This is a genomic window from Amycolatopsis sp. WAC 04197 (assembly GCF_003947475.1).
Taxonomy (GTDB): Bacteria; Actinomycetota; Actinomycetes; order Mycobacteriales; family Pseudonocardiaceae; genus Amycolatopsis; species Amycolatopsis japonica.
The window spans coordinates 617632-642356 of sequence record NZ_QHJK01000004.1 but is presented as its reverse complement, the minus strand read 5'-3'; the positions used below and the strand labels follow the sequence as shown (position 1 = coordinate 642356).

The 24725-nt window shown below is 67.1% G+C and carries 20 protein-coding genes, 2 tRNA genes and 1 pseudogene; 3 read left to right on the top strand and 20 right to left on the bottom strand.

Features of this window, described 5'->3' with window-relative positions; genetic code table 11:
- The 11 genes from DMC64_RS19945 to DMC64_RS19895 form a co-directional block, all read right to left on the bottom strand.
- Complete coding sequence (locus tag DMC64_RS19945; RefSeq protein ID WP_233629723.1) at positions 1-2031, bottom strand: type IV secretory system conjugative DNA transfer family protein; 2031 nt, start codon at positions 2029-2031, stop codon at positions 1-3.
- A 29-nt stretch (positions 2032-2060) separates the two neighbouring features.
- Positions 2061-2528 carry a hypothetical protein gene (locus DMC64_RS19940; RefSeq protein WP_233629722.1) on the bottom strand — a complete coding sequence of 156 codons (468 nt, stop codon included), beginning with the start codon at positions 2526-2528 and terminating at the stop codon, positions 2061-2063.
- Positions 2529-2713: 185 nt separating this feature from the next.
- A complete protein-coding gene (locus DMC64_RS19935; RefSeq protein WP_125734700.1) occupies positions 2714-3238 on the bottom strand; it encodes a hypothetical protein in 525 nt (174 codons plus the stop codon).
- A 30-nt stretch (positions 3239-3268) separates the two neighbouring features.
- Entirely contained in the window at positions 3269-4420 is a 1152-nt protein-coding gene (locus DMC64_RS19930; RefSeq protein WP_125734699.1) for a bifunctional lysozyme/C40 family peptidase, read from the bottom strand.
- The gene (locus DMC64_RS19925) at positions 4417-6291 is read right to left on the bottom strand and encodes a hypothetical protein (protein WP_233629721.1); all 1875 of its coding nucleotides are present in this window, start codon (positions 6289-6291) and stop codon (positions 4417-4419) included. Before DMC64_RS19925 ends, DMC64_RS19930 begins: the two co-directional genes overlap by 4 nt.
- Positions 6288-8843: an ATP-binding protein gene (locus tag DMC64_RS19920; RefSeq protein WP_125734698.1), complete on the bottom strand. Its 2556-nt coding sequence runs from the start codon at positions 8841-8843 to the stop codon at positions 6288-6290. The genes DMC64_RS19925 and DMC64_RS19920 overlap by 4 nt, the downstream gene beginning before the upstream one ends.
- Positions 8843-9223 (bottom strand): hypothetical protein, encoded by a 381-nt coding sequence (locus tag DMC64_RS19915; protein ID WP_233629720.1) that lies wholly within the window; start codon positions 9221-9223, stop codon positions 8843-8845. The genes DMC64_RS19920 and DMC64_RS19915 overlap by 1 nt, the downstream gene beginning before the upstream one ends.
- Positions 9224-9291: 68 nt before the next feature.
- Positions 9292-9537 carry a hypothetical protein gene (locus DMC64_RS19910; RefSeq protein WP_125734696.1) on the bottom strand — a complete coding sequence of 82 codons (246 nt, stop codon included), beginning with the start codon at positions 9535-9537 and terminating at the stop codon, positions 9292-9294.
- A gap of 8 nt (positions 9538-9545) precedes the next feature.
- Entirely contained in the window at positions 9546-10442 is an 897-nt protein-coding gene (locus tag DMC64_RS19905; RefSeq protein ID WP_233629719.1) for a conjugal transfer protein, read from the bottom strand.
- Positions 10439-10684, bottom strand: coding sequence for a hypothetical protein (locus DMC64_RS19900; RefSeq protein ID WP_125734695.1), 246 nt, complete (start codon positions 10682-10684; stop codon positions 10439-10441). Before DMC64_RS19900 ends, DMC64_RS19905 begins: the two co-directional genes overlap by 4 nt.
- A 64-nt stretch (positions 10685-10748) precedes the next feature.
- Complete coding sequence (locus DMC64_RS19895; RefSeq protein ID WP_125734694.1) at positions 10749-11582, bottom strand: transposase family protein; 834 nt, start codon at positions 11580-11582, stop codon at positions 10749-10751.
- A 262-nt stretch (positions 11583-11844) separates the two neighbouring features.
- Here DMC64_RS19895 and DMC64_RS19890 point away from each other — a divergent pair, with 262 nt between their 5' ends.
- Positions 11845-12207, top strand: a complete 363-nt coding sequence (locus DMC64_RS19890; RefSeq protein WP_125734693.1) for a hypothetical protein — start codon at positions 11845-11847, stop codon at positions 12205-12207.
- A pseudogene (locus DMC64_RS43250) lies at positions 12204-13226 on the top strand (recombinase family protein); the annotation flags it as partial. The gene DMC64_RS19890 and the pseudogene DMC64_RS43250, both read left to right, overlap by 4 nt.
- Here the strand turns inward: DMC64_RS43250 and DMC64_RS43245 are convergent.
- From DMC64_RS43245 to DMC64_RS19870, 5 genes are all read right to left on the bottom strand, one after another.
- Positions 13212-13790, bottom strand: coding sequence for a hypothetical protein (locus DMC64_RS43245; RefSeq protein WP_233629718.1), 579 nt, complete (start codon positions 13788-13790; stop codon positions 13212-13214). The pseudogene DMC64_RS43250 and the gene DMC64_RS43245 overlap by 15 nt on opposite strands.
- A gap of 42 nt (positions 13791-13832) precedes the next feature.
- A complete protein-coding gene (locus DMC64_RS43240) occupies positions 13833-14129 on the bottom strand; it encodes a hypothetical protein (protein ID WP_233629717.1) in 297 nt (98 codons plus the stop codon).
- Positions 14105-14177: transfer RNA gene (locus tag DMC64_RS19880), tRNA-Glu, on the bottom strand. The genes DMC64_RS43240 and DMC64_RS19880 overlap by 25 nt, the downstream gene beginning before the upstream one ends.
- 130 nt (positions 14178-14307) lie before the next feature.
- Positions 14308-14379: transfer RNA gene (locus DMC64_RS19875), tRNA-Gln, on the bottom strand.
- Between the two features lie 51 nt (positions 14380-14430).
- Positions 14431-15165 carry an HAD family hydrolase gene (locus DMC64_RS19870; protein ID WP_037342565.1) on the bottom strand — a complete coding sequence of 245 codons (735 nt, stop codon included), beginning with the start codon at positions 15163-15165 and terminating at the stop codon, positions 14431-14433.
- Between the two features lie 552 nt (positions 15166-15717).
- Between DMC64_RS19870 and DMC64_RS19865 the strand changes: the two genes are divergently transcribed.
- Positions 15718-16956 (top strand): FAD-dependent oxidoreductase, encoded by a 1239-nt coding sequence (locus DMC64_RS19865; protein ID WP_199755023.1) that lies wholly within the window; start codon positions 15718-15720, stop codon positions 16954-16956.
- 70 nt (positions 16957-17026) lie between these two features.
- On the opposite strand, the gene DMC64_RS19860 is transcribed toward DMC64_RS19865, so the two are convergent.
- The 4 genes from DMC64_RS19860 to DMC64_RS19845 all read right to left on the bottom strand — a co-directional run bounded on the left by DMC64_RS19860 (position 17027) and on the right by DMC64_RS19845 (position 24682).
- A complete protein-coding gene (locus DMC64_RS19860; protein ID WP_037341952.1) occupies positions 17027-17797 on the bottom strand; it encodes a fumarylacetoacetate hydrolase family protein in 771 nt (256 codons plus the stop codon).
- A gap of 19 nt (positions 17798-17816) precedes the next feature.
- Positions 17817-19442, bottom strand: a complete 1626-nt coding sequence (gene cimA, locus DMC64_RS19855) for a citramalate synthase (protein ID WP_037341950.1) — start codon at positions 19440-19442, stop codon at positions 17817-17819.
- Positions 19443-19997: 555 nt separating this feature from the next.
- Positions 19998-21041, bottom strand: coding sequence for a 3-isopropylmalate dehydrogenase (locus DMC64_RS19850; RefSeq protein WP_007031599.1), 1044 nt, complete (start codon positions 21039-21041; stop codon positions 19998-20000).
- Between the two features lie 236 nt (positions 21042-21277).
- Positions 21278-24682: a S8 family serine peptidase gene (locus DMC64_RS19845; RefSeq protein WP_037341948.1), complete on the bottom strand. Its 3405-nt coding sequence runs from the start codon at positions 24680-24682 to the stop codon at positions 21278-21280.
- Positions 24683-24725: the final 43 nt, after the last annotated feature.

Genomic DNA, 24725 nt, shown 5'->3' with positions numbered 1-24725 from the left:
TCACTCCACCGTCGACTCGGGTGCCGGCCGGTTGCCGCGCAAGGCGTCGAGGATGCGGTCATCGAGATCCTCGAGTTCGTCGAGGACCTCGCCGATCGGTCGGCGGGTCAGGTTCCGGTCGAGGCACCGGTCGACGTCGTCGTTCCACTCGGGATGGAAGTGGTCAGCGAATTCGTCGTCGACATGGAGGCCACGGATCTTGAACGGGGTGGTGCGCTGCCCACCGAGTGTCACGGTGACGACGTGGTGGAATTGCTCGAGCTCGGTGATTGTGGCGGGCTGGACGAGGCCGCCGTACTCACGGGCCACGGTCCGCGCGCCGTCGATCGCCGCGGCGCTGGTCATCAGGAGCGACTGGTTCTGCAGCAGCGCCCTGCGGGTCTCGGGCGCGAGCCGGTCGGGCATCTGGTTCATGGCGTGCAGCGCGACGCGATATTTCCGCAGCTGCTCCAGAATCGCGGCGAGGTAGCCGCGCGAAGCTCCGTCGACCGCCGCGAGCTCGTCGACGAACGCGTCGCACCTGCGGCGCTGATCGACCGGGGTATCTGCCCGCGAACGGCCGGCGCGGAACAGGTCGTAAATCATGAAAGACGTGATCAGCTTGTTCGTCTCGCCGGTGCCGGTGGTGCAGACGAAGACGATCTTCCCGGCGTCCATCGCCCGGCGGACGTTGTACGTCGTGACCGACGAGCCGAGGAAGGCGGATAGCGTCGGGCTGGTGCGCAGCCGATTGATGATGTTCGTGACGACTGTGGTCGCGTCCGGTGCGAGCTTCGTGAACGAATCCGTCCAGTAGCGACGGATGCTCGGCTTGAGGACACGCAAGATCTCGTCGCGCCAGGTTTCGTCGTCGAGGAGCGTCGGGATCTGGAAGATCGTGGGCGCGCACTCCGCGGGCAGCCGCATCGCGAGGTAGCAGAGCGCCTCACACGCCTTGGTCAGGATCGACTTCGCCCGCGGGGCGGAGTCTCCCCAGCCCAGCGCGGTGGCGAACGACGTGACGACGGCGTCGACGCGATCCTCGATGTCCTCTTCGGAGAACCCCTGCATGCTGAGCGGGTTCCAGCCGGGCAGCCGCTTGCCTCGGCCGCGAACATCAAGATTGACTTCCCACAGTCGATTCCGCAGTTCAGGATCCGAGAGGTACGGTTTCGCTCGTTTCCATCCGTCGGCGTGCGGATCTAGGAACCAGACCCCGCCTCCGAGCCGAGCGATCTCGATCGCCTGCGCGAGCGCCTCCTCGGTCTTGCCGAAGCCGGCCTTCCCGAACCGCGCCGAGAACAGCAACTCGCGAATCGGCACTCCGACGAGCCTCTCCTCGCCGTTGAGGTCGGTGACGTAGCCGAGCCGGACAAGTCCCGCGCCGGGCTTGTACCGCGGGATCTCCCTCGGAGCGGGCATGACCCAACCACGGCTACGTGCGATCACCGGTGACAGGCAACGGCCGGACGGCGGCTTCAGCAGCGCCGCGATCTCGCTGGCCGTCACGTAGGACCGGCTGCGCGGCTTGGTCAAGCCGGTGTCGAAACGGCGATCGAAGAACCTGCGGATCACGACCGTGTCCGCGCCGAAGTGCCAGCCCAGCACACGCGGTCCTCGAGCTCGCCAGTAGTTGTCTCCGCGGTAGACGTCGAAGGCGCCGATCACGCTGCGCAGATGTGCCTCGGCGCGGCCGGGGATCTCCGAACGGCAGCGGATCAACACTTGGACCGCGAAAACCGGCTCGTCGGTGGCGAACTTGTTCGGTACCGGCGCGACCGGCCGGCGGGGCCTGCGCACGAACTCACCGACGATCTCGCGTGCGGCCTCACCGAACGGTCCCGCTACCGTCGCCGTCTGACGAGCGAGGTGGCGGATCCTCGCGGGCGTCAGCGGGATCAGGTCGAGGCAGACGTCGACCTTCTCGCCGAGATCAGGCCGGACGTCGCCGAGCGCGTTCGCCAAAGCCTGCAGCGGGTCGTCGGGCCGGAGCGGCAGCGCCTTGAGCGCGAGGTGGGCCGGACGGGCGAGAATCAGTTCGGCACGTGCCACATACTCGACGGAGGGAGAACTCTCCCCGTTCATCGCGGTCCCCCGTCCACACGGGAGACATCTCCCCGGTCGTCCGCGTTGCGACGGATTTCGACTTCGGGGTAGGTCAGCTTGTTGATCACGCTGGTGATCGACTCACGGCCCTCCACGCTCATGGTGAGCTTCCCGAGCGCCTTGTCGGTGCTGAACCGCACCCGGACACCGACCGCGGACTTCGGCACCCAGCCGTGCACCGGGCGCACCCGGTCGAGCTGGTGCGCGAACGCCAGAACACTCTGGAGCGACGGGTCGAACGTGGCGGTCGGAAGGAGGTCGTAACTGACTCTGGAGCGGAGGTGGTGGGAACGGAAGTGTCGGTGGAGGACGAAGACCGCGATCAAGATCGCGACCAGCGCAGCGGTCACCCACCACAGCGCGGGCTCGGTGAGCACGTGGTGGAGATCGAGCGCCTTCGGCGCGCTGGTTCCCTGGATGGCCTGACGGCCATGGGGGAACAAGTCGGCATCCCTTGGGTGCTGTACCCACGATGTCTGACCAGCGGAAAGACAGAGATCAGCCGATCTCGCGACCGCCGGATCGAACGCGGTATCGAACGCAAACTCCACACCCATGACGGCTCCTCGCAGTCGCACACCAACTCGATGCGAGACATGTGCGACGACTCACCGTCTTGATTCGCGCCTCAAGACGCGCGTGTGCCGATCGGCTCGCCGATGGGCACGGTCGCATCGACAGGCAGTCCTTCACGGAGGATGCGGAACTCGTCGAGGTGAGCATCATGGAGCAGGCAGGCGCTACCGAACTTTTCAGTGAATGTTCGGGCGTAACCGGCGGAGAAGGGGATTCCCAAGTACGCCACTCCGACATCGTCGCGCCAAGTCGGATCATGAACGCGACCGTCGGCGTCGACACACCACGCGTGCGCACAGACGAAGCCGACGTACGTCAGTGCATAGCCTTCGACATAAGTCAGGTCGTGGCTTTCGGCGTAGCTGGCGGCATTGGCGTAGCACATCCGTTCCGGCCCGCGGGCTCGGCCCGGCGGCAGGGGCGCCGGGAGGCCCCAGCGCCCAAGGCTGAGGACAAGTTCCTCGATGCTGCCGTACGGCCAGTCGGCGTTACGGCCGAATGCGCGGTGGAGCTGGATGTGTTTCGACAGCCAGTCGACTAATTGCGCCCGGTGTCCGGTACCTGACTCGTGCGTCACCAGCTCATGATGCCGCACCCGTGCGAGGGCTCACGGCTCCAGTACGCGTACCCCTCCGGCATACTCCGCAAGATCAACGACATCCACTCGGACCACCGCACCGGAGAACGGCGCATTCACCATCCGCCGATCACCGAGGTAGATGCCGACATGGTGGATGAAACCCGGGCTGTAGAAGACGAGGTCCCCAGGTCGCAAGGCGCCCAATCCAGCCTCCTTCGGCACACGACCTCCTGATGCGAACTGCGCCCTGCTGTTGTGCGGAAACGCGATGCCGACCTTGGCATACGCGTAGACGACGAGGCCGCTGCAGTCGAAACCGATCTTGTTGTAGTCACCGTGCCGGTCAGCCACACCTCCGTCCCGTATCCCGCGGCTGGGGCCCGCGGCGGTTCCGCCACCCCAGGCATACGGGACGCCGAGCTGAGACATGGCCGCGTCGATCACCGCTTTCGCCGATCCGGTGGCATTGACGGCAGGCTGAAGCCGGGCGGCGTCATAGCGCTCGATGATGGCCAGAACCTGCGACACGTAGGCCTGGCTCGCGTTGTACCGGAAGAGTGCGGTGCGAAGCTGGGCTTGATCGGTGAGATCACACGGGCCGGTTCCGCAGAGGTATACGGCCGCGCCGAGGGCGGCGTCGAAGGCGTTGTGCGGGTTACGCACGCCGTCATCGTTCCCGTCTTGTTCGACGCCCGCCCAGGTAGTGGTCAGAAACTGGAACGGGCCGACAGCCCGGGCGAAGGTTCCGTCGGGGTTGCGGATCGGCGTGCGGTTGCCGCCCACCCCGCTGCCGTCGAGAACGGGGCCGAGGATCGGCGGAGTGATGTCCCCGTTGGGCGCGACGGCGCGGCCCGTGGCGTGGCGAGACTCGACTTCGGCGATGCCGGCGAGGATGGACCACCGCATTCCGGTGCAGGCCGGGCGAATCCCGTTGGTGCGCTGGGTCGCCTGTCGGTAAGCGGTGAGCATGACGTCGGGGATGCCGGGGACTTGCCCTGTCGACGTGTCCGAGCCGTCGGCACCGCCGGCGATCACCACGATGATCAGGACGGCGACGAGCACGCAGGCGATGGCGGGGCCGAACAGGACGAAGAGAGCAAGGCAGCCCCATCGCTTCGGCTGTTCGCGCACCTCGTCGCGGACATGGTCGGCGATCTGGAGGGCGAGCAGGGGATTCATGACCGATGCCCGGTGAGCCGGCTCCGCAGGCGTTGTGCCCAGGTCGGGTCGGGCGGGAGCATTCCGGGCGGTAGCGGGGTCGGCGCAGGTGCCTCCTTGCCGGAGCGTCGGCGATCGAGGACGGCGTTCCACAGCGGTCCGGCGCCAACGTTATGCGCGTATGTGGAGGCGTAGGCCTTCACGGCACCGGCCTTGCGCCCAAGCGCGGCCTTGGCGGCGGTGCCCCGAGCAGTGAGGGCGGTATGCGCGCGATTCGCAGCGGCGGGCCAGGACACCGGGGCGCCCAACGTGAGGGAAAGCGCCTTGCTGCCGGCCTTCCCGCCCACTTTGCTCGCGGTCGCCAACCGGTTCGTCAAGTCCTTCGCTGGGGCGATCGCTTCGCTGAAGGCGCCGGTGCCGGTTTTGACCGCACGGCTGATCCGGTGCGGCCCGGGCTCGACGACCGGCATGGGCAGGGATTTCGGCCCGTTCCGTGGCCGCCCGAGCCGCTGGACACCGGAGTTGACGCTGGACCGGATCCGCTGAATGTTCGCCATAAGCCTTTTGCGGAACAGAAAGCCGGAGAGGACGACGATGTCGATGACGGCGAACTTGACCAGCTGCGGCCCGAGGTCGGCGAGCATGAGCGACCGCAGGAGCACGGTCATGACGGCGATGAAGAACATGCCCATCAGCAGCTTGGCGATGGTCCCGGCGATCGAGCTGATGCGGTAGGCCAATTGGTGTTGCAGTGCCGGGCTCAAGGCCGCGATCAGGGCCAGGCTGAGCAGGAGACCTTCGAAGAGCAGGAAGTACGGGGCAAGGATCTGGATCGCGTTGAGACAGATGGTGAGGATCGCGAACAGGATCATCGCGACGGCGTACTCCCACGCCCCAAGCATGCGGTCGCCGTCGGCGACCTCGTTGTACTTGCCGTACTCGCTCGGGCAACCCGCGAGTTCGCGGGCCGGAGTGCTGTCCTTGCCCGACCAAGGCCCCTGGTCGAGGATCTGTTTGATCGAGTACTGACAGGCACCGGTGCCCTGTTTCCCGGAGACCGGCGTTCCGTAGTTGAGCGTCTCCCACGGCGCGATGAGCAGGTTGTCGATGAGGGCTTGCCCGATCGGCGCGGCTGGGTTTCCGGTGCCGCCGGGTTGCTTGCCCATGATCACCGCACTGACGTCGGCGCCGAGGTCTCGGCTGAGGTTCAGCACTCCCCCGTCACCGACGAGGAAGTCGACGGGATGCGTGATGATCGCGATGGCCAGGACGTTGATCGCGATCGTGGACACGGTCTCGCGCCAGGCTCGGGTGGTCAGGCCGCGCATGAAGAGCAGTCCGAGGTAGCAGGTCGTGAAGAGCAAGGCCAGCTCGCGGAGCTTCAAGCCCCCGATGATCGTTGTCTGCCAGATCTTCTCCAGGTCCTGGGCAGGCGCTTTGATCCAGTCGACCACGCCGGCGGTCATGGACCATTCGGTGAACCAAACAGAGAAGCCGAGCGCATACTTGCCGACGGCGAAGCCCATGTTCGCCAGCCAGAGCCAGATCGTCGGCATGGGGTTGCTGACCAGCCAGGGCAGATTCGCGAAGAGGTCGTAATTGCGCAGGTCGCGGCCGTAGCCGTCGTCGATGGTGAACATGCCCTCGAGGTGGGCGGCGTGCCCGGGATCGTTCTGCAAGGGCAGGGTCGGCGCATCAGGATCGGGCTGGTCCAACGTCGGCGGAGTCGGCTGCGGCGCGCGAGGATCGGGGACGACGAGGCACAGCGGGTACGGCTGGCACGGCCGCGGCTCGTCGGGTGCGACTTGGGCGGTCGCGGGCACGGCGTTGCCGAGTAGGAGGACGAGCACGACGGTGGCGAAGGCGAGAGGTTTCGCGGCACGGTACGTCATGACCGCCTCCCGATGGTGGGCGTGGTGAGAACGGCCTGAGGCAGCGTCCGGTATGGCTGGGTCAAGATCTTGACCTTGCCGACCCGGCCGGCGTGGTCGCGGACCAAGAACTCGCCGGCACGCGCCCGGCGTTCTTCCTCGCTGCCTGCGGGGTTGAGCGGTGAGAGATCTTTGGTGACGATCTCCTGATAGCGGGCGTCGGACGGGTCGACACCGAGCCACGCAAGACCTCGTCGCGCGAGGCCGCCGTCCCGATGGCGCCCGAGCATCCGGACGGCGATCAGTCCACAAAGGACCTCGTCACCGAGGTCGCTTTCCGAATGCGAGCCGAAGGCGGCGTCCGCGCCGTGTTTTCGCCCATCGCGCACGAACTCCAAGGCGATCTGTTGCCCCTCGGGAGTGCCGGTGACGTTGTACGCCTCGTCGCAGATGAATTGGCCCCAGCGTTGGGTTCCGAAGCAGATCTCCTTGGCGATCGCGGCGATCAGGAGATGGAAGGCACGGCCGAAAAGCTTCCTCGGCGGGATACGGGCGGCCATGCGTTCGTTACTCATCTCCAGGGTGTTGGGGAGCGGCACTTCGTTGGTGCAGAAGACGACCATGTCGGCGGCGAGTAGGTCGACGGGGCCGAGGTCGGGATCGAAGATCGGCCGGGTGATCGGATCGCGGCGAAGGCGTCGCAGTCGGTCGGCGAGGCCTCGAGACGCTGGATCCGCGGCACCATGGTCGGCGAGGACGTCGATGAGGGCGTTGCTGGACGCGGTCGGCAAGCCGCTGACCGCGTCGAGGGCGCGGCCGAGCGCGTCACGTTCGGCCGAGTTGGACTCCAGATCCAGCCACGAGGCGAAGAAGGTCTCCGCGATACCGGTGCTGGACTTCGTCTTGCCACGGAAGACCCGCAGGGGATCGCACGAGTGCCGAAGCTCGGTAGTCGCTGCTCGTTCGCTGTCGAGCGTGGGATCGATGATGTCGACGACCTGGCAGTTGCCCGGGAGCGCCTTCGCAACCGGTTCCCATTCACGGCTCCGGGTGCGGTCGATGGTGATCACGCGACCGTCGAGCATCAGCCGGACGACGGCGGCGATGTTCTTCAGTACGACCGATTTCCCGGAGCCGAGTTCGCCGATCACCGCGACGCCGCCGGACGAGTCGTGGGTGGGCCCGTACGTGGGGTCGAGCAGGAACGGGGTGATCGCGCCGCCGTCCAGGACCATGCCGAACAACGCGCCGCTGGGATCGCCGAACTCGGCGGACGACATCGGCAGCAACATCGCGCAGTCGCTGGAGAGGAGGTTCTGGCTGCATTCCCGCACGACGAGCGGCGTCCGGTAGCCGGGGAGCAGCGCCTGGTAGAGCTGCTTCTGTCCACCGAGCGGCCTCTCCCACTTGTACTCGCCGCCCAAGAACATCTGCCGCAACGTTTTGGCCCGTGCGTCGCACTCGTCGGCGGTGTCACCCCACACGCAGGCGACGATGCCGACCTCGAGTTCGATTTCGGTGGTACTCGCGCCGAGGCGGGCGTTCTTGTGCTGGATCTCCTCCTGCGCGGAGTGAACATCGGCAGGTACACCCGCGGTGTCTCCGCCATGTTCGTCGTCCTGGCTCATCAGGTCGCGGGTACGGCGCCGGTTGGCCGCGCGAGCCTCGTCGTTCGTCTTCGCCGCGATGCGCAAGGCGTAGTCGACCCCGAAACCGATGTTCGCCAGCCTCGACAAGATCTCGTGCCCGGGAAAGGTGAAGGCGCGGGGCATCTCTGCGAGCACCAGAAAAGCCTGGTAGCTCTCGATTAGTCCCTCGTCATCCGGCGTGACGCACTTGAGGAACCGCTTGTTCAAGACTTGCAGCGGGTTTCCCAGGCGCTTACCTTCGTCGCTGCGGCCGCCTTCGTCGAACACGGTCCCGCGCAACGTCACCAGGCGAGCGCGGCTTCGGCCACGTGACAAGGTCGCGCCGGTGTTGTGCACAGTCGACTCACGTTCGAGCTGAGGCTCGCGAATGCCCCTCACCGGAGCGCGGCTCAACCACCACAGCAGTTCGGCTTCGGTCGCGGGACGAAGCGGGATCGCGCCGCCGAGTTCGTGCTCGATGACGCTCGCGAGTTCGTGTGCCTCAGCGACGGCTTGAGGCGACGCGGGCCGCGGTGGGAGACCGAGGCCTGCGCTCAGCGCTGCTTTCGCGGCTCGCAGCAGGGCGCGGCCTCCGTCGCCGGCGAGGGGTTTGGCGATCCAATAGCTGCGGCCGAGCACGTCGAGATCGTCGAGCTGGTCCCAGGCGTTGTGCACTGTTTCCGCCCAGTGCGGATTCTCGTCGAGGTCGATACCGCCGAGGCAGCGCCGGATGATCGCGTGCGGCTGGACCTGTTCACACAGCGACGTCAGCATCACCTCGCCACGCAAGGACTTCATGAACGTGACGGTGCGGCTGTAGAGCTCGTGCAGTTGCTTTCCCGTCGAGCGAGCGCTCTCGCGCGGGTGTGCCCGCCACACCGCCCAGACCGACCCGTCCGCGCAGAACACCAGGTTTCCGCTGATGTCTTGGATCTGGTTCTCCATCACCGGACTCCGGCGAGCAGCCGTTGCAGTGACGACTTCGGCGCGGAGTTATCCACAGACTTGCCCACAGTCGCGCCATGCATGTGGAAACGCGGCGTGCAGGACACCGGCCGCGCCGACCGGTAGGGCCGACCAGCCAGCATCCCCGACGACGGCGCGAGCAGATGTGCCAAGAGGCCGATCAGCCAACTGGCGGGCGTCCGCGACTCGATCCGCGCGCGGCGGACCGCGATCGCGAACAGCGGCACACCCCAGCGCGCCGGACCGAGCCAGTCCAGAAGCGGCAGCTTCCAGACGATCAGCAGAAGGACAAGAAAGACCACCCCCTGAGTGAGCGTGTACGGGCCACCAGGCAGATAGCCACCGTCCCGGCCGGGCATCCGCCCGAACATCCGCGGAAACCGGCGCGACCGCGTGTACGACCGTCCAATGAGGACATCGCCGCGAGTCATTTGGTGAACCAGGCGCCGAACATGCCCGACACACCATCGAGATTGAGCAGAATCCCGAGGAAGATCGCGGCGATCACGCCGTACTTGATCGAACGGGTGAAGTTGCCCCGTGTCCCGATCAGCAGGCCGATGCCGCCCACGACGGCCGCGAGCAGGATCAGGCGGCGAACTGCCTGGTCGCCCCAGACGAGGTTGGTGTCGATCCAGGTTTTGACGTCGGCTGCGAGCACGATGGTCGACATCTCTTCTCCTATTCTCCGGCCAGAAGCGGAACGGGGTCGATCCGGCTGACTTCCCAACGCCCCGCCCGCGCGACGAGAGTGAGGGCGTAGTCGATCGTGGTGACCTGCCCAAGGCCGTCGTATCCCCAGGTCCGCGCGGTCGCGTGAACCTCGGTTCCGTCCAGCGGCCGGGCCGCTTGGCCGGGCTCGAACGGCTCGTGCGTACGCAGCTCCAACAACTGGGCCTCGGCGTACAGCGGAGGAACGATCGCGCCGATGTTCGTCCCAGGCGCGACGTAGCGGTTCAGCTCGCCTCGGCCAACCAAGTAGGCGAGCAGAAAGCCGTGTACGGACTGACCGATCGGCCCGTTGAGCTCCGCGGTCTCCGGGTAATCGAGCTCGACCGCGGCGAGCGTGTGCGGACACGCCACTGGCGTCGGAAGCGATGTCGCGACATAGCCCTCGCCATTTCCGACGAGGCTGACCTCGGCGCAAACCAGCTTCGCCCGGTGCTTGCCGTCAGGTTGCTGCACCCAGATGTCGGTGGCGACCATCACCGACCACGCGCCCGGCCGCGGCGACCTGACCGACAGCGTGCTGGTGTCGACCGGGATCTGCGTCCCGACCGCACGTGTCGACTTCATCCCCGCCGGATAGAAGGCCTCGAGCCCAGCCGAATCGTCGCGGTTTGCCGAGAGCCACGACCGGACGTACATCTCCGCCCAGCCCTGCGGCTCGTCAGCCTCGATCAGCCGCTCGGACTGCGGGGCTTCAGGCGGTGGGCTCTGACGCAGCACCACCAAGCCCACGATCACCGCCAGCGGGCTCGCGATGATCACACACCACCCCAGTACCCTGCCGATCCGGCGAGCCGCGGTGTGAACGATGGACTCCAGCCGGGCATCGGGGATCGCCTGTTTCGTCACCGCGCCTCGATTCCCAGCACCTGGTGCAAGCGTTTGCGCAGCTCTCGATCGTCAGAACCGGCGAGCCCGTCGAGTGCGTCGCAGGCCGGGAACCCGACCTCGTCGAGGAAGCGCCGGAGCTCGTCGTACAGCTGCCGATCGACCATCGTCGACTCGAGCCGCCGCCCCAGACCCCTCGCTCGAACACGAGCGTGGGCAATGAGCAGTTCGCTGGTGGAGAGGTCGGCACGGGGTCCGGTCACGGATGCTCCCTGAGGTCGGGCGGGTCGCGGTGTTCAAGACACGCGCGACCCGCCGACCTTTGATTCATGCCTGACCGGCACGCTGCCATTCACGGCCGGCCTCAGCCAAGGCGCCGAGCGCCCGAGTTCGCCTTCGCGTCGCCGTTGGCTGGCTCACCCCGAACAGCGTCCCGAGCTGCCGATCGGTCGCGACCCCGTCCCGGCCCATCTGTTCCCCGAAGTACCGAGCGGCCAAGATCGCCGCTTCCTGTTCGTCGAGCCATTGCTGCTCCGCCGCCCAGGAGAGCAGCTCCAGCAGCTCTTCCGATGCGTCCTTCTCAGCCGGAGGCTGGTGCACCACGATGTCGTCCATGGTCACGACATCGGCGGCGGCCTGCCTGACGTCGACACCGAGTGCGCGAAGCATGGCACTCTGGGTGTCGCAGACCAGGTTGGCCGCGACGTGGTGCCGTCGCCGAAGGGGGTAGCAGCGAATCTGCTCCCACAGGTGCCCGATGACCCCGGCTTGGACATCGGTCTTCGCCTCGTTCGCCGAGACCCCGGCCCCCGTGACACCACGGCGGGCTCCGAAGGTGCCGATCGCCGCCCGGCTCGCCCGGATGACCCGCCCGACAATTCCGGGCACCGCTGGCAACATGGCGTTCAGTACGACTTCCCCTGCTACGACGCCTTCATCACCCACGCGAGCGGCCCGCTGCAACAGGGCGTACAGCACGTCGTCATGGCGCGCGTAATCACGACCGGCGAGGACTTCCGAAAGCCGCTCGTGAGTACCAGCGTCTGCCAGCGCGGGATCTTGCGCCGACCAGGAGCGAAGAGCAGCGTCGAACCGCAAGCGCGACTTCGGGTGAGTGAGCTGACGTTGGAGCGCGGTGAGTGGGCTGGAGGTGGCGGACATCGTGGCGGCCCTTCGAGTGACGACAAGATCACCACGAGGCTCGAAGCCGCCCCTCGCTCACTTCCTGGCCCTTATGCTTGCCCCGGCCATGGGGCAAGTCGATCACCACCTGATCGGGGTATCCGCTGTCCGAAAACCGACCTGGCCGTCGGCCTTCCTGCCGAGACTTGATTGGCGAACGAGACCGAGGTCTCGCCCGATCTCGCTCGCTCCGCCACGAACCCGAGACCACACCCCGGCCGACGCGCCATGTCCGCGCTGCATGGAACCGGGCGCCCAAGACCATGTCTCTGTCGATCTCGTTGGATTCGCCGCCTTCGGGCGACGTGTCTCACCGACAGCCGAGCATGTCTCGGCAGAACTGGGCGGGTACGACATGAACACTGCCGACAACTTGGACCTGCCGGCACCGCGCGAGCCGCTCGAAGCGTCGTCCGAACAGCCGGTTTGGTGCTACGATCAACCACTCAAATCTGGCGATCGCCGATATTCTGCTTACGTCACAACGCTTTCCGCGACCGAGGGCGATCGTCTCCACCGGCGGCTCAACACCCTGATCGGCGAGCTGCTCCTCTGGGCCGTGCATCAGCCCGACCCGGTGACCCCCAAGGACGAATCGACATGACGACCTTCGAACAAGAGGCCGCAGACCCTCCAGCGCCAGGACGCTACGTTTCCGGACCCTCCGGACTGTCGGACTACGCGGTTTCGCCTCTGGGCATGCCCGGCGCCTTGCTCCGCGACGAAGTACGCGTCGCGTTTCTAGGGCGAACGTCCACCGAAGATCTGCAGGACCCGCGCCAATCGATGCTGCGTCAGCTGGCCAACTGCAAGTCGGCGATCCCGGAGTCGTGGGTCATCGTCGCGCACTTCTACGACGTCGAGTCCGGTCGCATGGAGCTCGGGGACCGGGGGCAAGGGGCGGACTATGACCGTTTCGACATCCCCGTCCCGCGCGCAGGCGGAATCGCGGACTTGCTCAACCAGGCGCCGAGCCGCACACGAACCTTCGACGTAGTGATCTGCGAAGGCATCAGCCGCGTGGCACGCAGGGCCTTCGAGGGCCTGTCCGTCGAGCGGGAACTCGAGCGGGCGGACGTCCCGCTGTTCGCGTCGAACGAACCGATCACGCTCTCCGGCAGCCGCGCTCAGCGCGTCCTCCAACGCCGCATCAATCAGTCCATCGCCGAGTACGAGGTCCTGAACACGCTCGAACAGTCGTGGGGTGGGTTGTGCACCCACGTGCGAGACGGCTGGAACATCGGCAAGCCGCCGTACGGCTACAAGGCCAAGGTCGTCCCTCATCCGAGCCCGGCGAAGGCGGAGAAGGGCAAGACCAAGTCTCGTCTCGAACCGGACGGCATACGCGCCGAGACCGTGGCCCAGATCGCTCTGTGGCGATACCACGAAAGTCTCGGCTACAACACCATCGCGGACCGTCTCAATGCCGACCTCGAGCGCTACCCGCCGCCGACAGCGCCGAGCAAGTCTCGCACCCGGGGAGCGTGGAGCAAGAGCTCCGTAGCCGGGATCCTTCAGAACCCCAAGTACACGGGCTATCAAGTCTTCAACCGACGTGCCACCACGTCCAAGCGAGGCAAGGTCAACGAGCCGTTCAAGTGGGTGTGGTCACCGAAGCCGGTCCACGAGCCCTTGATCGCGAAGTGGATGTTCGACGAACTCACCAGCCGCCTCGAAGCCCGACGAGGGTCGCGCGCGGACGCCCAGCCGAACGCCAACCCCAAGGCAGAGCGCACCTACCTCTTCCGCGGAATGGTCTTCCACAGCTGCGGACGACGCATGGCCGGTGACACAAAACACAACCGGCTCTTCTACTACCTGTGCTGGCCGGGCAAGAACAACCGCGGTGACTCCGGGCCCCACGCCGGACTTCCCGCCGCCATCCGGCTCCGCGAGGACGAACTGCTCGAAGCCGTTTCGGCTTTCTACGCCGACCGGCTCTTCAGTCCAGCCAGGAGAGGCATCATCGAAGCTGATCTGGCCACTGTGGACGACAGTGCTGCTCAGGAGCGCCGAGCAGAACGTGAACGCCTTCGACGCCAACTGGCAGATGTGGCCCGTCGGCAGGACTCGGTTCTGCGCCAAGCTCAGGACGGCGCACCGGACGACCCGTTCGCCAAGGCGCTCCGGCAGAACTACAACAAGCTGGAGGAAGACAAGTCCGCGGCACTGGCCGCGCTCGCTCATCTCGACGCCGAGGACAAAGTCCAGCCGGCGAAGCCCACCTCATCAGACTTGGATCGCCTCGAAGGGCTCCCGCATCTCCAGCTCAATCTGGCCAAGGCTCCTCAAGCGCTGCTTCGTCAACTCTTCGAAATCACCCAGCTCACCGTGAAGGTCCATGGCGCGGGTGACCAGGTGACGATTACCATCAAACTGCCGGTCGAACAGGTACCGGACACAGTGATAGCCGCAGAAAGGATCAACGACGCGATGAGCTCCACCGAAATGCAAAAAGTCCCGACCGCCACGGTCGAGACTTCTTGGGTGGAAGCTGCGCGTACCCCCGATGGGATTCGAACCCACGCTACCGGCGTGAGAGGCCGGCGTCCTAGGCCGCTAGACGACGGGGGCTAGGATCTTCTCCTTCAGAAGGAGATTTTCAGTTGTTCACCTGCTGTGTTGCTGTGGAGAAACTTACCAGACCGGGTTTCCCGCCTTCGCAGGGGGGTCACTCTGTGTTTCACTCCGGAGAGTTCTCCAGCTGGGGTACCAGGACTCGAACCTAGACTAACTGGACCAGAACCAGTCGTGCTGCCAATTACACCATACCCCAGTGAGGTACCGTTCCGATCTTGACCGGCTCGGTGCCGCACGAGAAAGAATACTAGAGCACGCTGTTCCGCACCGTGAAAGCGGGGGTCTCACTAGCGCGCTGAGCGGGCACGCCGAGCTTCGCGAACTCGGAAACGAGCAGCTCAGGCAGCTCGTCGAGACCCGAGATGGTGTGCACGCCCGCCGGGGCGCGCTCGGCGATGCCGTCCCGGTCGAGCCAGACGGCCCCCAGGCCGGCGTCGCGTGCGCCGATGGCGTCGGTGTCGAGTTTGTCGCCGACGTGGACGGCCTGCGCCGGGTCGCAGCCAAGGCCGAGGCAGACCGAGTGGAACATCGCCGGGTCGGGTTTGGCTACTCCGAGTTCACCGGCGATGGCCACGTGATCGAAGAACCGGGCGAGGCCGAGGTCGGCGATCTTCTTGCGCTGATGCGCGCCCGAGGCGTTCGTGACCGCGGCGACGAGAACACCGGCGGCCCGCAGCCATTCCAGGCATGGGAGGACATCTTCGAACAATTGCCACGAACGAGTGAGAATTTCACGGCGGCGTCTTTCGAAGCCGCTGACCTGCTCTTCGTCGGCCAAAATGCCGATCTCGGCGAGGAAACATTCCGTACGCTTGTAATGCATGGTCGCGTAATCGATTTCGCCCGCGACCACCAGCGCGACATGCTCTTCGGTGATGAGATCCCACAGCGGCCAAAGGTCGTTCTGACCGGTGAGGGCACTCAGGCTGAGGCGGATCGCCGCCGTGCAGTCGATCAACGTGTCATCGATGTCGAGGCACACCAATCGCAACTCCGGCGGCTCCCACGGGGCTCCGTCCGGAGCGTCCGGCGTGGTTCGTGACGAGGTCCGGGGCACGAGAGCGAAATCCACCAAGTGAGGCTAGGGCACTCAGCGCGATCGCGACTCTGCCGATGAGGTGATTAAGGCTGCTCTGTTCCGGCGCGGGCACTCTACTCCCAGTTGGTGAGATGACGTGTTTTAGTTACCGGCCAACGGCTAACGCGGGCGGCCGGGTGAAATGTCGATACGCGGCACGCCATCCGATTCGCGGCGCGCACACCCTGTGATGACAACGAAATCCTTGTCCCGCTTACGTCGCGAGACCGTCCACAAGGGCATTTCCGCGATCGCCGTCCTTCCGGGACGGTCGCACGCCACTCAAGTCCTTTTTGGACACTCGTCGCGGGGTCCGCCGGCTCACACGGTCCGGTGAGACCTGGGCCATACCCCGAACAGCGTATCCGCCCGGATGGCGCTTGACGCGCCTGCCGGAGGGGTGCATCCTGAGCTTATTCAACAAGTGATGAATAAGGGTTCGAAGGGGTGGGACGGATGAACGAACGTACGAACTGCGTGGTCGTCGGCGGTGGCCCCGCGGGGATGGTCGCCGGATTGCTGCTGGCCAGGGCCGGGGTCGAGGTCACCGTGCTGGAGAAGCACCAGGACTTCCTGCGGGACTTCCGCGGCGACACCGTGCACCCGTCGACGTTGACGTTGCTGGACGAGCTGGGCCTCAGCGAGAAATTCCTCAGCCTGCCGCACAGCGAGATCGCCTACGCCGGCTTCCCCGCCGAGGACGGCACGATGATGCGCCTCGCCGACCTGACCAGGCTGAAGGTGGCGCACCCGTACATCGCCATGGTCCCGCAGTGGGACTTCCTGGACCTGCTCGCCGACGCCGGCGCGAAGGAACCCACGTTCACGCTGCGCCAGAGCACCGAGATGACCGGGCTGATCTTCGAACACGGCCGGGTGAGCGGGGTCCGCTACCGCGACGCCGACGGGAAGACCGGCGAACTGCGCGCCGACCTGGTGATCGCCGCCGACGGACGCTGGTCGCTGGCCCGCCGCGAGGCCGGGCTGACGACGAAGGACTACCCCATCCCGTTCGACGCGTGGTGGTTCCGGATCTCGCGGCGGGACGGCGAACGCGAAGGCATGCTGACCCCGAAGATGCGCGATCGCCGCTTCGCCGTGCCGCTGCCCCGCAAGGGCTACTTCCAGATCGCCTACCTCAGCCCCAAGGGCCAGGACCTGCGCGACCAGGGCATCGAGGCGTTCCGGGAGAACGTGGCCGCGATCCTGCCCGAGCTGGCCGACCGCGTGGACGAGCTGAAGACGACGGACGACGTCAAATTCCTCGACGTCAAGATGAACCTGCTGCGGAAATGGCATCTCGACGGGCTGCTGTGCATCGGTGACGCGGCGCACGCGATGTCACCGGTCGGCGGGGTCGGCATCAACCTCGCGGTGCAGGACGCGGTCGCGGCCGCCACCCTGCTCGCCGAACCGCTGCGCCGCGGGAGGCCGTCGGTGGCGGATCTGGCGAAGGTCCGCAAGCGCCGTCTCGCGCCCACGATGCTGGTGCAGGGGCTGCAGCGGATGTTGCACAAGAACGTGATGGGGCCGGTGATGGCGGGCGAGCGCAACGGCCCGCCCGCGCCGATGGTGAAGCTGTTCAGCCGGTTCCCCGCGCTGTCCTACATCCCCGCGCGGCTGCTGGGCCTGGGGCTGCGGCCCGAGCACGCCCCGGCCTTCGCGCGGCGGGCGATGGAACCGGCCGGTAGCTAGATTCCAGATGTCATGAAAGGGTCGTTCAGGACGAAAAACGTCCTGAACGACCCTTTCATGACACTTGAGGTCAGATGTCCTGGACCGGGTTCGTCAGGGTGCCGATGCCCTCGATGGTGATCGAGACGGACTGGCCGTCCTCGATCGGGCCGACACCCTCGGGCGTACCGGTCAGGATGACGTCACCGGGCAGCAGGGTCATCACCCCGGACACGAATTCGACCAGCTCGGGGATCTTGTGCACCAGGTCCGACGTCCGGCCGTCCTGCTTCAGCACACCGTCCACCTCGGACTTGAGCGCGAGATCGGCCGCGTCGAGCGAGGTCTCGATCCACGGGCCGAGCGGGCAGAAGGTGTCGAAACCCTTCGCCCGGCCCCACTGGCCGTCGGACTTCTGCAGGTCACGCGCGCTGACGTCGTTCGCCACGGTGTAGCCGAGGATCGCGCTCGCCGCGCGGGCGGCGGGCACGTTCTTGACCGGCTGGCCGATGACGATCGCCAGTTCGCCCTCGAAGTCGACGCGGCCGACACCACGCGGACGGCGGATCGGCACGTTCGGCCCGATCACCGTGGTCGACGGCTTGATGAACAGCATCGGGTCCTGCGGGACCTCGTTGCCGAACTCGGCCGCGTGCTTGGCGTAGTTCCGGCCGACCGCGATCACCTTCGACGGCAGGATCGGCGCGAGCAGCCGGACGTCGGCGAGCGGCCAGCGTTTGCCGGTGAAGTTGGGGTTGCCGAAGGGGTGCTCGGCGATTTCCAGTACCTGGGCGTCGTCGCCGTCCCCTTCGATCGAAGCGAACGCGACACCGCCGGGATGAGCAATTCGGGCTAGACGCACTCCCCCACTGTACGACTCCTCACGCCGGGCCCTCGCTGAGGGACTTGTGCACGAGCGCGTCGCACAGCGCCAGCCAGCTCGCCTCGACGATGTTGCCGTGCACGCCGACGGTGGTCCACTCGCGCTCGCCGTCGCTGGTCTCGACGAGCACGCGGGTGACGGCGTCGGTGCCCGGATGGCCGGGCAGGATCCGCACCTTGTAGTCGGCCAGCTCGACACTGTCCAACCAGGACAGATGCGGGCTGAGCGCCTCGCGCAGGGCGGCGTCGAGCGCGTGCACGGGGCCGTTGCCCTCGGCGGTCGCGATCACGCGCTGCCCGGCGACGTGCACCTTCACCGTCGCCTCGGAGACGACCTCGCCGTCGGACCGGTGGTCGAGGACGACCCGGTACGACTCGAGTTCGAACGGCGGTTCGTCGAGGACGTCGCTCTGCGGGCCGTCGACCTCCCGCCGCAGCAGCAGTTCCAGTGAAGCGTCCGCGGCTTCGAAGGACCAGCCTTCGGATTCGAGGCGTTTCACCTTCTTCACGGCGCTCGTCAGCGCCTCGGGCTGGCCGGCAAGGTCGACCCCGAGCTCACGTCCCTTGAGCTCCAGGCTGGCCCTGCCGGCCATCTCGGTGACCAGTACCCGCATGTCGTTGCCGACGGAAGCTGGATCGATGTGGTTGTACAGCAACGGATCCACCTTGATCGCGCTCGCGTGCAGTCCCGCCTTGTGGGCGAAGGCCGACGCCCCTACGTAAGCCTGGTGGGTGTAGGGGGCGATGTTCGCGATTTCGGCAAGGGCATGGGAGACCCGGGTGAGCTCGGCGGCGCCTCCGGTCGGGAGGACCTCCATTCCGAGCTTGGTCACCAAATTCCCTGTCACGGCGAAAAGATCGGCGTTACCCGCCCGCTCGCCGTAACCATTGGCGGTGCACTGGACGTGCGTCACGCCGGCCTGCACGGCGGCGACGGAATTCGCCACCGCGCAGGAAGTGTCGTCCTGACAATGGATTCCGAGCCGGAATCCGGTCCTTTCCTTGACCTCGCGGACGGTCTCCGCGAGGCCGAGCGGCAGTTGGCCGCCGTTGGTGTCGCACAGCACGGCGACGTCGGCGCCCGCGTTCACTCCCGCGTCGAGCACCTTCAGCGCGGTGTCCGGGGAGAACGCGTAGCCGTCGAAAAAGTGCTCCGCGTCAAGGAAGACGCGGCGTCCTTCACCGACGAGGAACGCGACGGTGTCGCGCACCATCTCGCACGCTTCGTCGACGTCGACCCGCAACGCGCGTTCGATGTGGCGCAGATCCGATTTGGCCACGAGCGTGACCACGGGTGCCTGCGAGTCGAGCAGGGCCCGCACCTGCTGGTCCTGCTCGGCCTTGGTGCCCGCCTTCCGCGTCGCGCCGAACGCGACGAGCGCGGCGTGGCGGAGTTTCAGCTCGCCCGAAGCGGCGCGGGCGAAGAATTCCGTGTCCTTGGGCAGCGCGCCCGGCCATCCGCCTTCGATGAACCCGACCCCGAGATCGTCGAGCAGCCTCGCCACCGCCAGTTTGTCCGTGACGGAATAGGAGATCCCCTCACGCTGCGCGCCGTCGCGCAACGTCGTGTCGTACAGGTGGAAAGCGTCGCCGAGCGGTGTATCGGCGGGCTCCTTGCGGGTCACGGGAATCTCCTCGTGGTGGTGGCAAAACGTGTTCAGGCAACAAAAAAACCTCCCGCATGGGTGCGAGAGGTTGCGCGCCGGGGGCTCTTGTGGAGCTGTTATCCGGCGCGCTCGGCGATAATGATGGTGCAGGAGGTCACGGACGCATCATGGCACACGCTTCGCCGGGCGTCCACAAGCCGGGCGAGACTTCCCACTTCCTGGGAGCCCGCGGCGACCCCGAATGCCATGAACGGTCCGTTCCTTGCGAAATTTGCAAGGAACGGACCGTTCATGGCGCGAGCCAACGGCGTCTTGGACACCGACTGGCGGTCTCGCGTGACTGGATGGACGACACACGTGAGCCAAGGGACGACACGCGTGTCTGAACGGACGACTCGCGGCGGGGCGTCGCAGCGGACGCGTCGTCCCTCTGGTCACGCGTGTCGTCCGTCGGATCACACGTGTCGTCCGTCAGATCACGCGCAGCCGCCGTTCGGTCCAGGTAGACCGAACGCAGCGAAGGGGCCCTTCACCGCATGAGACGCGGCGAAGAGCCCCTTCAGCCCAAGAAAACTACTGAGTGACCGGGCGCACGTTCGACGACACCAGGGCCGCCAGCCGGTCACCGATCGCGTGCGTCGCACCGGGCGAAGCCTGGTCACGGGTCGCGAGGTCGAAGGCGACCGATGCCTCGATCCGCCGCGCCGCTTCCTTCTGTCCCAAGTGGTCCAGCAGCAGCGAGACCGAGAGCACCGCGGCGGTCGGGTCGGCGAGACCCTGGCCGGCGATGTCCGGCGCGCTGCCGTGCACCGGCTCGAACATGCTCGGGTTCCGCCGGGTGATGTCGAGGTTCCCGCTCGCCGCCAGCCCGATGCCGCCGGTCACGGCCGCCGCCAGGTCGGTGATGATGTCGCCGAACAGGTTGTCCGTCACCACGACGTCGAACCGGGACGGGTCGGTCACCAGGTGGATGGTCGCGGCGTCCACATGGGAATAGGCGACCGTCACCTCCGGGTGCTCCAGCGAGACCTCTTCGACGATCCGCGACCACAGCGAGCCCGCGTACTCCAGCACGTTCGTCTTGTGCAGGAGCGTCAGGTGCTTGCGGGGCCGCGCCTCGGCCCGGTTGAACGCGTCGGTCACCACGCGCCGGACGCCGAACGCCGTGTTGACGCTGACCTCCGTCGCGATCTCGTTCTCGGTGTCCTTGCGCAGCAGGCCACCGTTGCCCGCGTACGGGCCTTCGGTGCCTTCGCGCACGACGACCATGTCGATCTCGCCCGCCTCGGCGAGCGGTCCGCGCACACCCGGGTACAACCGGGCGGGGCGCAGGTTCACGTGGTGGTCGAGCTCGAACCGGAGCCGCAGCAACAGGCCACGCTCCAGGATGCCGCTCGGCACCGTCGGGTCGCCCACCGCGCCCAGCAGGATCGCGTCGTGCTGACGGAGTTCACCGAGTACCGACTCCGGGAGCAGCTCGCCGGTGGAGTGCCACCGGGCGGCGCCGAGGTCGTAGTTCGTGATCTCCGCCGTCGGTACGACCTCACCGAGCACCTTGAGCGCCTCGGAGACCACTTCGGGCCCGATCCCGTCTCCTGGGATCACCGCGAGCCGCATCCACACACCTCCGTAGACCAGGCCACCGGCAGTCCGGATGGCCCATCCGCAAGAAAACGCCAGCAGCGGAAGGTTACCGGCCGTAGCCCGGTAGCCGTAGCCGCACCACCCTTATGCCGGAACCTCCCACAGAGCGAGACAGCCGAAAGAGTGAAAACAAGAAGGGACGCCCTGGCGCAAAGCATGCCGCCAGGGCGTCCCTCACCTCATCGAACGCCGGTTATCGCACTATCGCGTCAGCCCACACCGATCGGCTGACGTCCGGTGTGCCGCCCGCCGTTGCCCGGCCGGTCGACACCCGCGTTGCCACCACCCGCGTTCGTCTGGATCTTCACCACGTTCGCCCGGTTGCCCGAGGCGTTGTGGTGCTCGATCGCCAGCAGGCCCAGCACGGTGTCCTGCGCGGCCGCGTTGCGGTTGACCACCAGCGCCGTGCCCGGCTTCGCGACGTAGCCCAGCGCGGAGTCGCCGCCGCCCTGGACCGTGTACGCGGGAGCCAAGGCGTCGAACGAAAGCGGCGTGCCGACGTAGTCGATCGTCGACGAGTCCGCACCCGGCGCCGCGTAGAACCCGGAGGTCCCGACGGTGTAGCTGATCTTGTGCGACGCGGCGTTGGGGTCGATCCCCAGCGCGGCGATGCTCACCGGCAGCACGACGACGTTGGTGTCGTACACGTTCGTGTCGACGTCGCCGAGCTGGCCGTTGATCGGCTGGATGTCCACCTGCGGGAAGCCCGGCTTCAGGGCCACGGTGACCGCAACGAGGACGTCGGTCGACGTCACCTTGGTCACATAGGTCTCGAAGTCCGGCTGCCCGTCGCCCGTGGTGTCGATGTCCACGAACGGCGAGGTGTTGCTGCCCAGGTTGGCCAGGTCGCTCCAGGTGGTGAGACCGAAGGCCAGCAACGCGTTCTCCGGCTCACCCTGCGCCTTGGCCAGCGGAGCGGTCGACGCCGCGCCGATGTAGCGCAGGTCGGCGCCCTTGGCGGTCTGGTTCAGCGTGCAGTCGGTGGTGACGTCGCCGTCGCACTCGGGCAGCTGCGGGGATTCCGCCTGCAGTTCGAGCACGCTGATCAGCGAGCGGTACCGCTGCGCACCGGAGCCCTGGTCCACGCCCTTACCGGTCAGGTTCAGCACGGCCTGGTTCTGGCCGGCACCGAAGTTGACGTTGCCCGGGGTGTTGATGGACGAGACGGGCTTCGGCGCGGAGTACACCGAGAGCCGCAGCGGAACGGTCGTGCCGCTCTTCGGGGTGAACGCGATCCGGCCGGAGGCGTCCGCCACGAACTGGCGGGCGAGGCCGACCTGCGTGGCCGCCATGGTCGGGTCCATGACCTTGCGGAGCGCCTTGGGGTCGGCGATCTTCAGGGTCACCTTCACCAGCGCGATACCGCGCGGGCTCAGCTTCACCGTCGGCTTGTCCACTGTGTACTCGACACCGGGGAGCGCGTTCACGGCTTCGTAGCCCACCGAGTACTCGACCGGCTTGATGCCCTTGTTGACCACCTTGACCGTCTTGGTCAGGGTGACCGGACCGCCCGCTTCGACGACGCCGAAGTTGACCGAGACGAAGCCGGGGTTGTCGACGACGTAGGCCAGGACCTGGTTGTCCAGCGCGGCCTTAGCGTCGATCCGGCCGCTGCCGACGCGCTGCGGACCGTAGACCCGGCCCGAAGCGTCGTGGATGTCGTGGCCGGCGGTGTTGATGACCGAGGCCTTGACCTCTTCCACCGACCAGTCCGGGTGCGCCTGACGGATCAGGGCGGTGATACCCGAGGTGTGCGGAGCCGCCATCGACGTCCCGGAGATGACCAGGCGGCCCGCTCCACTGCCGGCCAGCGCCGACGAGATCGAGTCACCGGGCGCCGCGACGTCCGGCTTGACGGCCGGGCCGCGCCCGCCACGCGAGGTGAACGAACTCGGGGTGTCCACAATGGACTGATCGAAGGTCGGCACGGACACGCGGCCCTTGCCGGTCATCCGGACCTGCAGCGTGCCCGCGGCGACCGCCGGGCGGACCGAAGCGGTCGCGCTGCCGGTCAGCTGGAACGTCGGCAGGGCCGCGTTGCCCGCGATACCCGCCGAGAAGTGCTCCAGCGTCGAGGAGAACAGCGCGCCCTTGGCACCGGCCGCCTGCGCGTTGTTGGACCGGGCGCCGGAACCGCAGGCGCGGGTCGCGTCGTTGTCGTCCCATTCGAGGAACACGATCTTGCCCGCGGCCTTGGCCTTGTCGGCCTCGGAGTACGGCTTGCAGCCGGCGGCGTTGTCGGCCGACAGCGTGACCACCGGCGCGGTGACGTCGAGCGTGTCGTAGGTCGCGTAGTTCTGGCTGAACTGGCCGGTCTTCGCGCCCTTGACGCCGTCGGGAGCGACGGCTTCGACGGCGTCGCGGAGGACGGACGCGTCACGGCTGCTGGCGACGGTCAGCGCCTCGGGCGTGTTGCCCGGCGCGCCGCCGACGTCGTTGAGGTCGCCGCCGTTGCCCGCGGAGAACACCGGGACGACGTTGTTCGCGGCGATCTTGCGCACGAACAGCGAGTCCGGGTCGTCCGGGGTGGCGAAGTCGCCGCCCAGCGACAGGTTCACCACGTCGAGGTGGTCGGTGAAGTCGCCGTCGCCGTCCGGGTCGAGCGACCAGTCGAGCGCCTGCGAGGTGACGTTGGTCGAGCCGTCGCAGCCGAAGACCTTGATCGCGTACAGCAGGGCCTTGGGCGCGGTGCCCGGGCCGATCTGCATCGCTTCGATCTTCTTCTTGTTGAGCTTCTTGTAGTCGCCCGTGAAGGTCTTGCCCGCTTCGTCGACACCGAAACCGGCGACCGTGCCCGCGACGTGCGTGCCGTGGTGGCCGCAGGCGAGCGGGTTGGGGTCCGGCTTCGGGGTCTTGAGGGCCGGGTCGTCGCTGCCCGAGTCGTAGGCGTCGCCGACCAGGTCGATACCGCCGACGACCTTGTCGGTCGGGAAGGCGGGGGTGGCCTGGTCGCGGTTGATCGCGTTGTAGGCCTCGGCCGTGCCCGGGCCGCCGAAGTCGGCGTGGGTGTAGTCGATGCCGTCGTCGATCACGCCGACGCGGATGCCGTCGCCGTAGCGGCCGGTCTGCTGCCACGACGCGAGCGTGTTGGTCAGCTGGACCGCGCTGGAGTTGGTGCGGGTCTTGGGGACCACCTTCTTGACCGAGACGACGTCCGGCCGCTTCGCCAGCTCGCGGATCTTCGCCGCGTCGGCCGTGACGACCGCGCCGGCGACCGCGTTGGCGGTCTGGGTGACCAGCTGGGTGCCGGCGTCGGCGGCCTTGAGCTGACCGACGACGGAGTTCACCGTCGCGGCCGCGGCGGCCTTGGCGTCCTTCGCGGCCTTCTTCGCCTTCTCCTTGCCCGCGCCCTTGTTCTGCTCGGCGTTGAAGGCGTCGACGGCGGGCTGCTTGGCCAGCTCGACGAAGGCGGTGATCTGCCCTTGGGCGGCCTTGAGCTTCGGCTCGACCTTCCCCTGGAATCCGTTACGGTCGATCTTCGCCGGTGTGACACCGTCCGCGAGGGGGACATCCTGCGCGGCTGCGGTCGCCCCGGTCACGGACGTCGCGAGCAACGCGGCGAAGACCGCGGCCGATGAGCGGATGGCCCACCGGGGTACGCGGGATCTGTTCATGAGTAAGTGCCCTCACTCGAGGCCTCGACTCGGAACCTGCCTG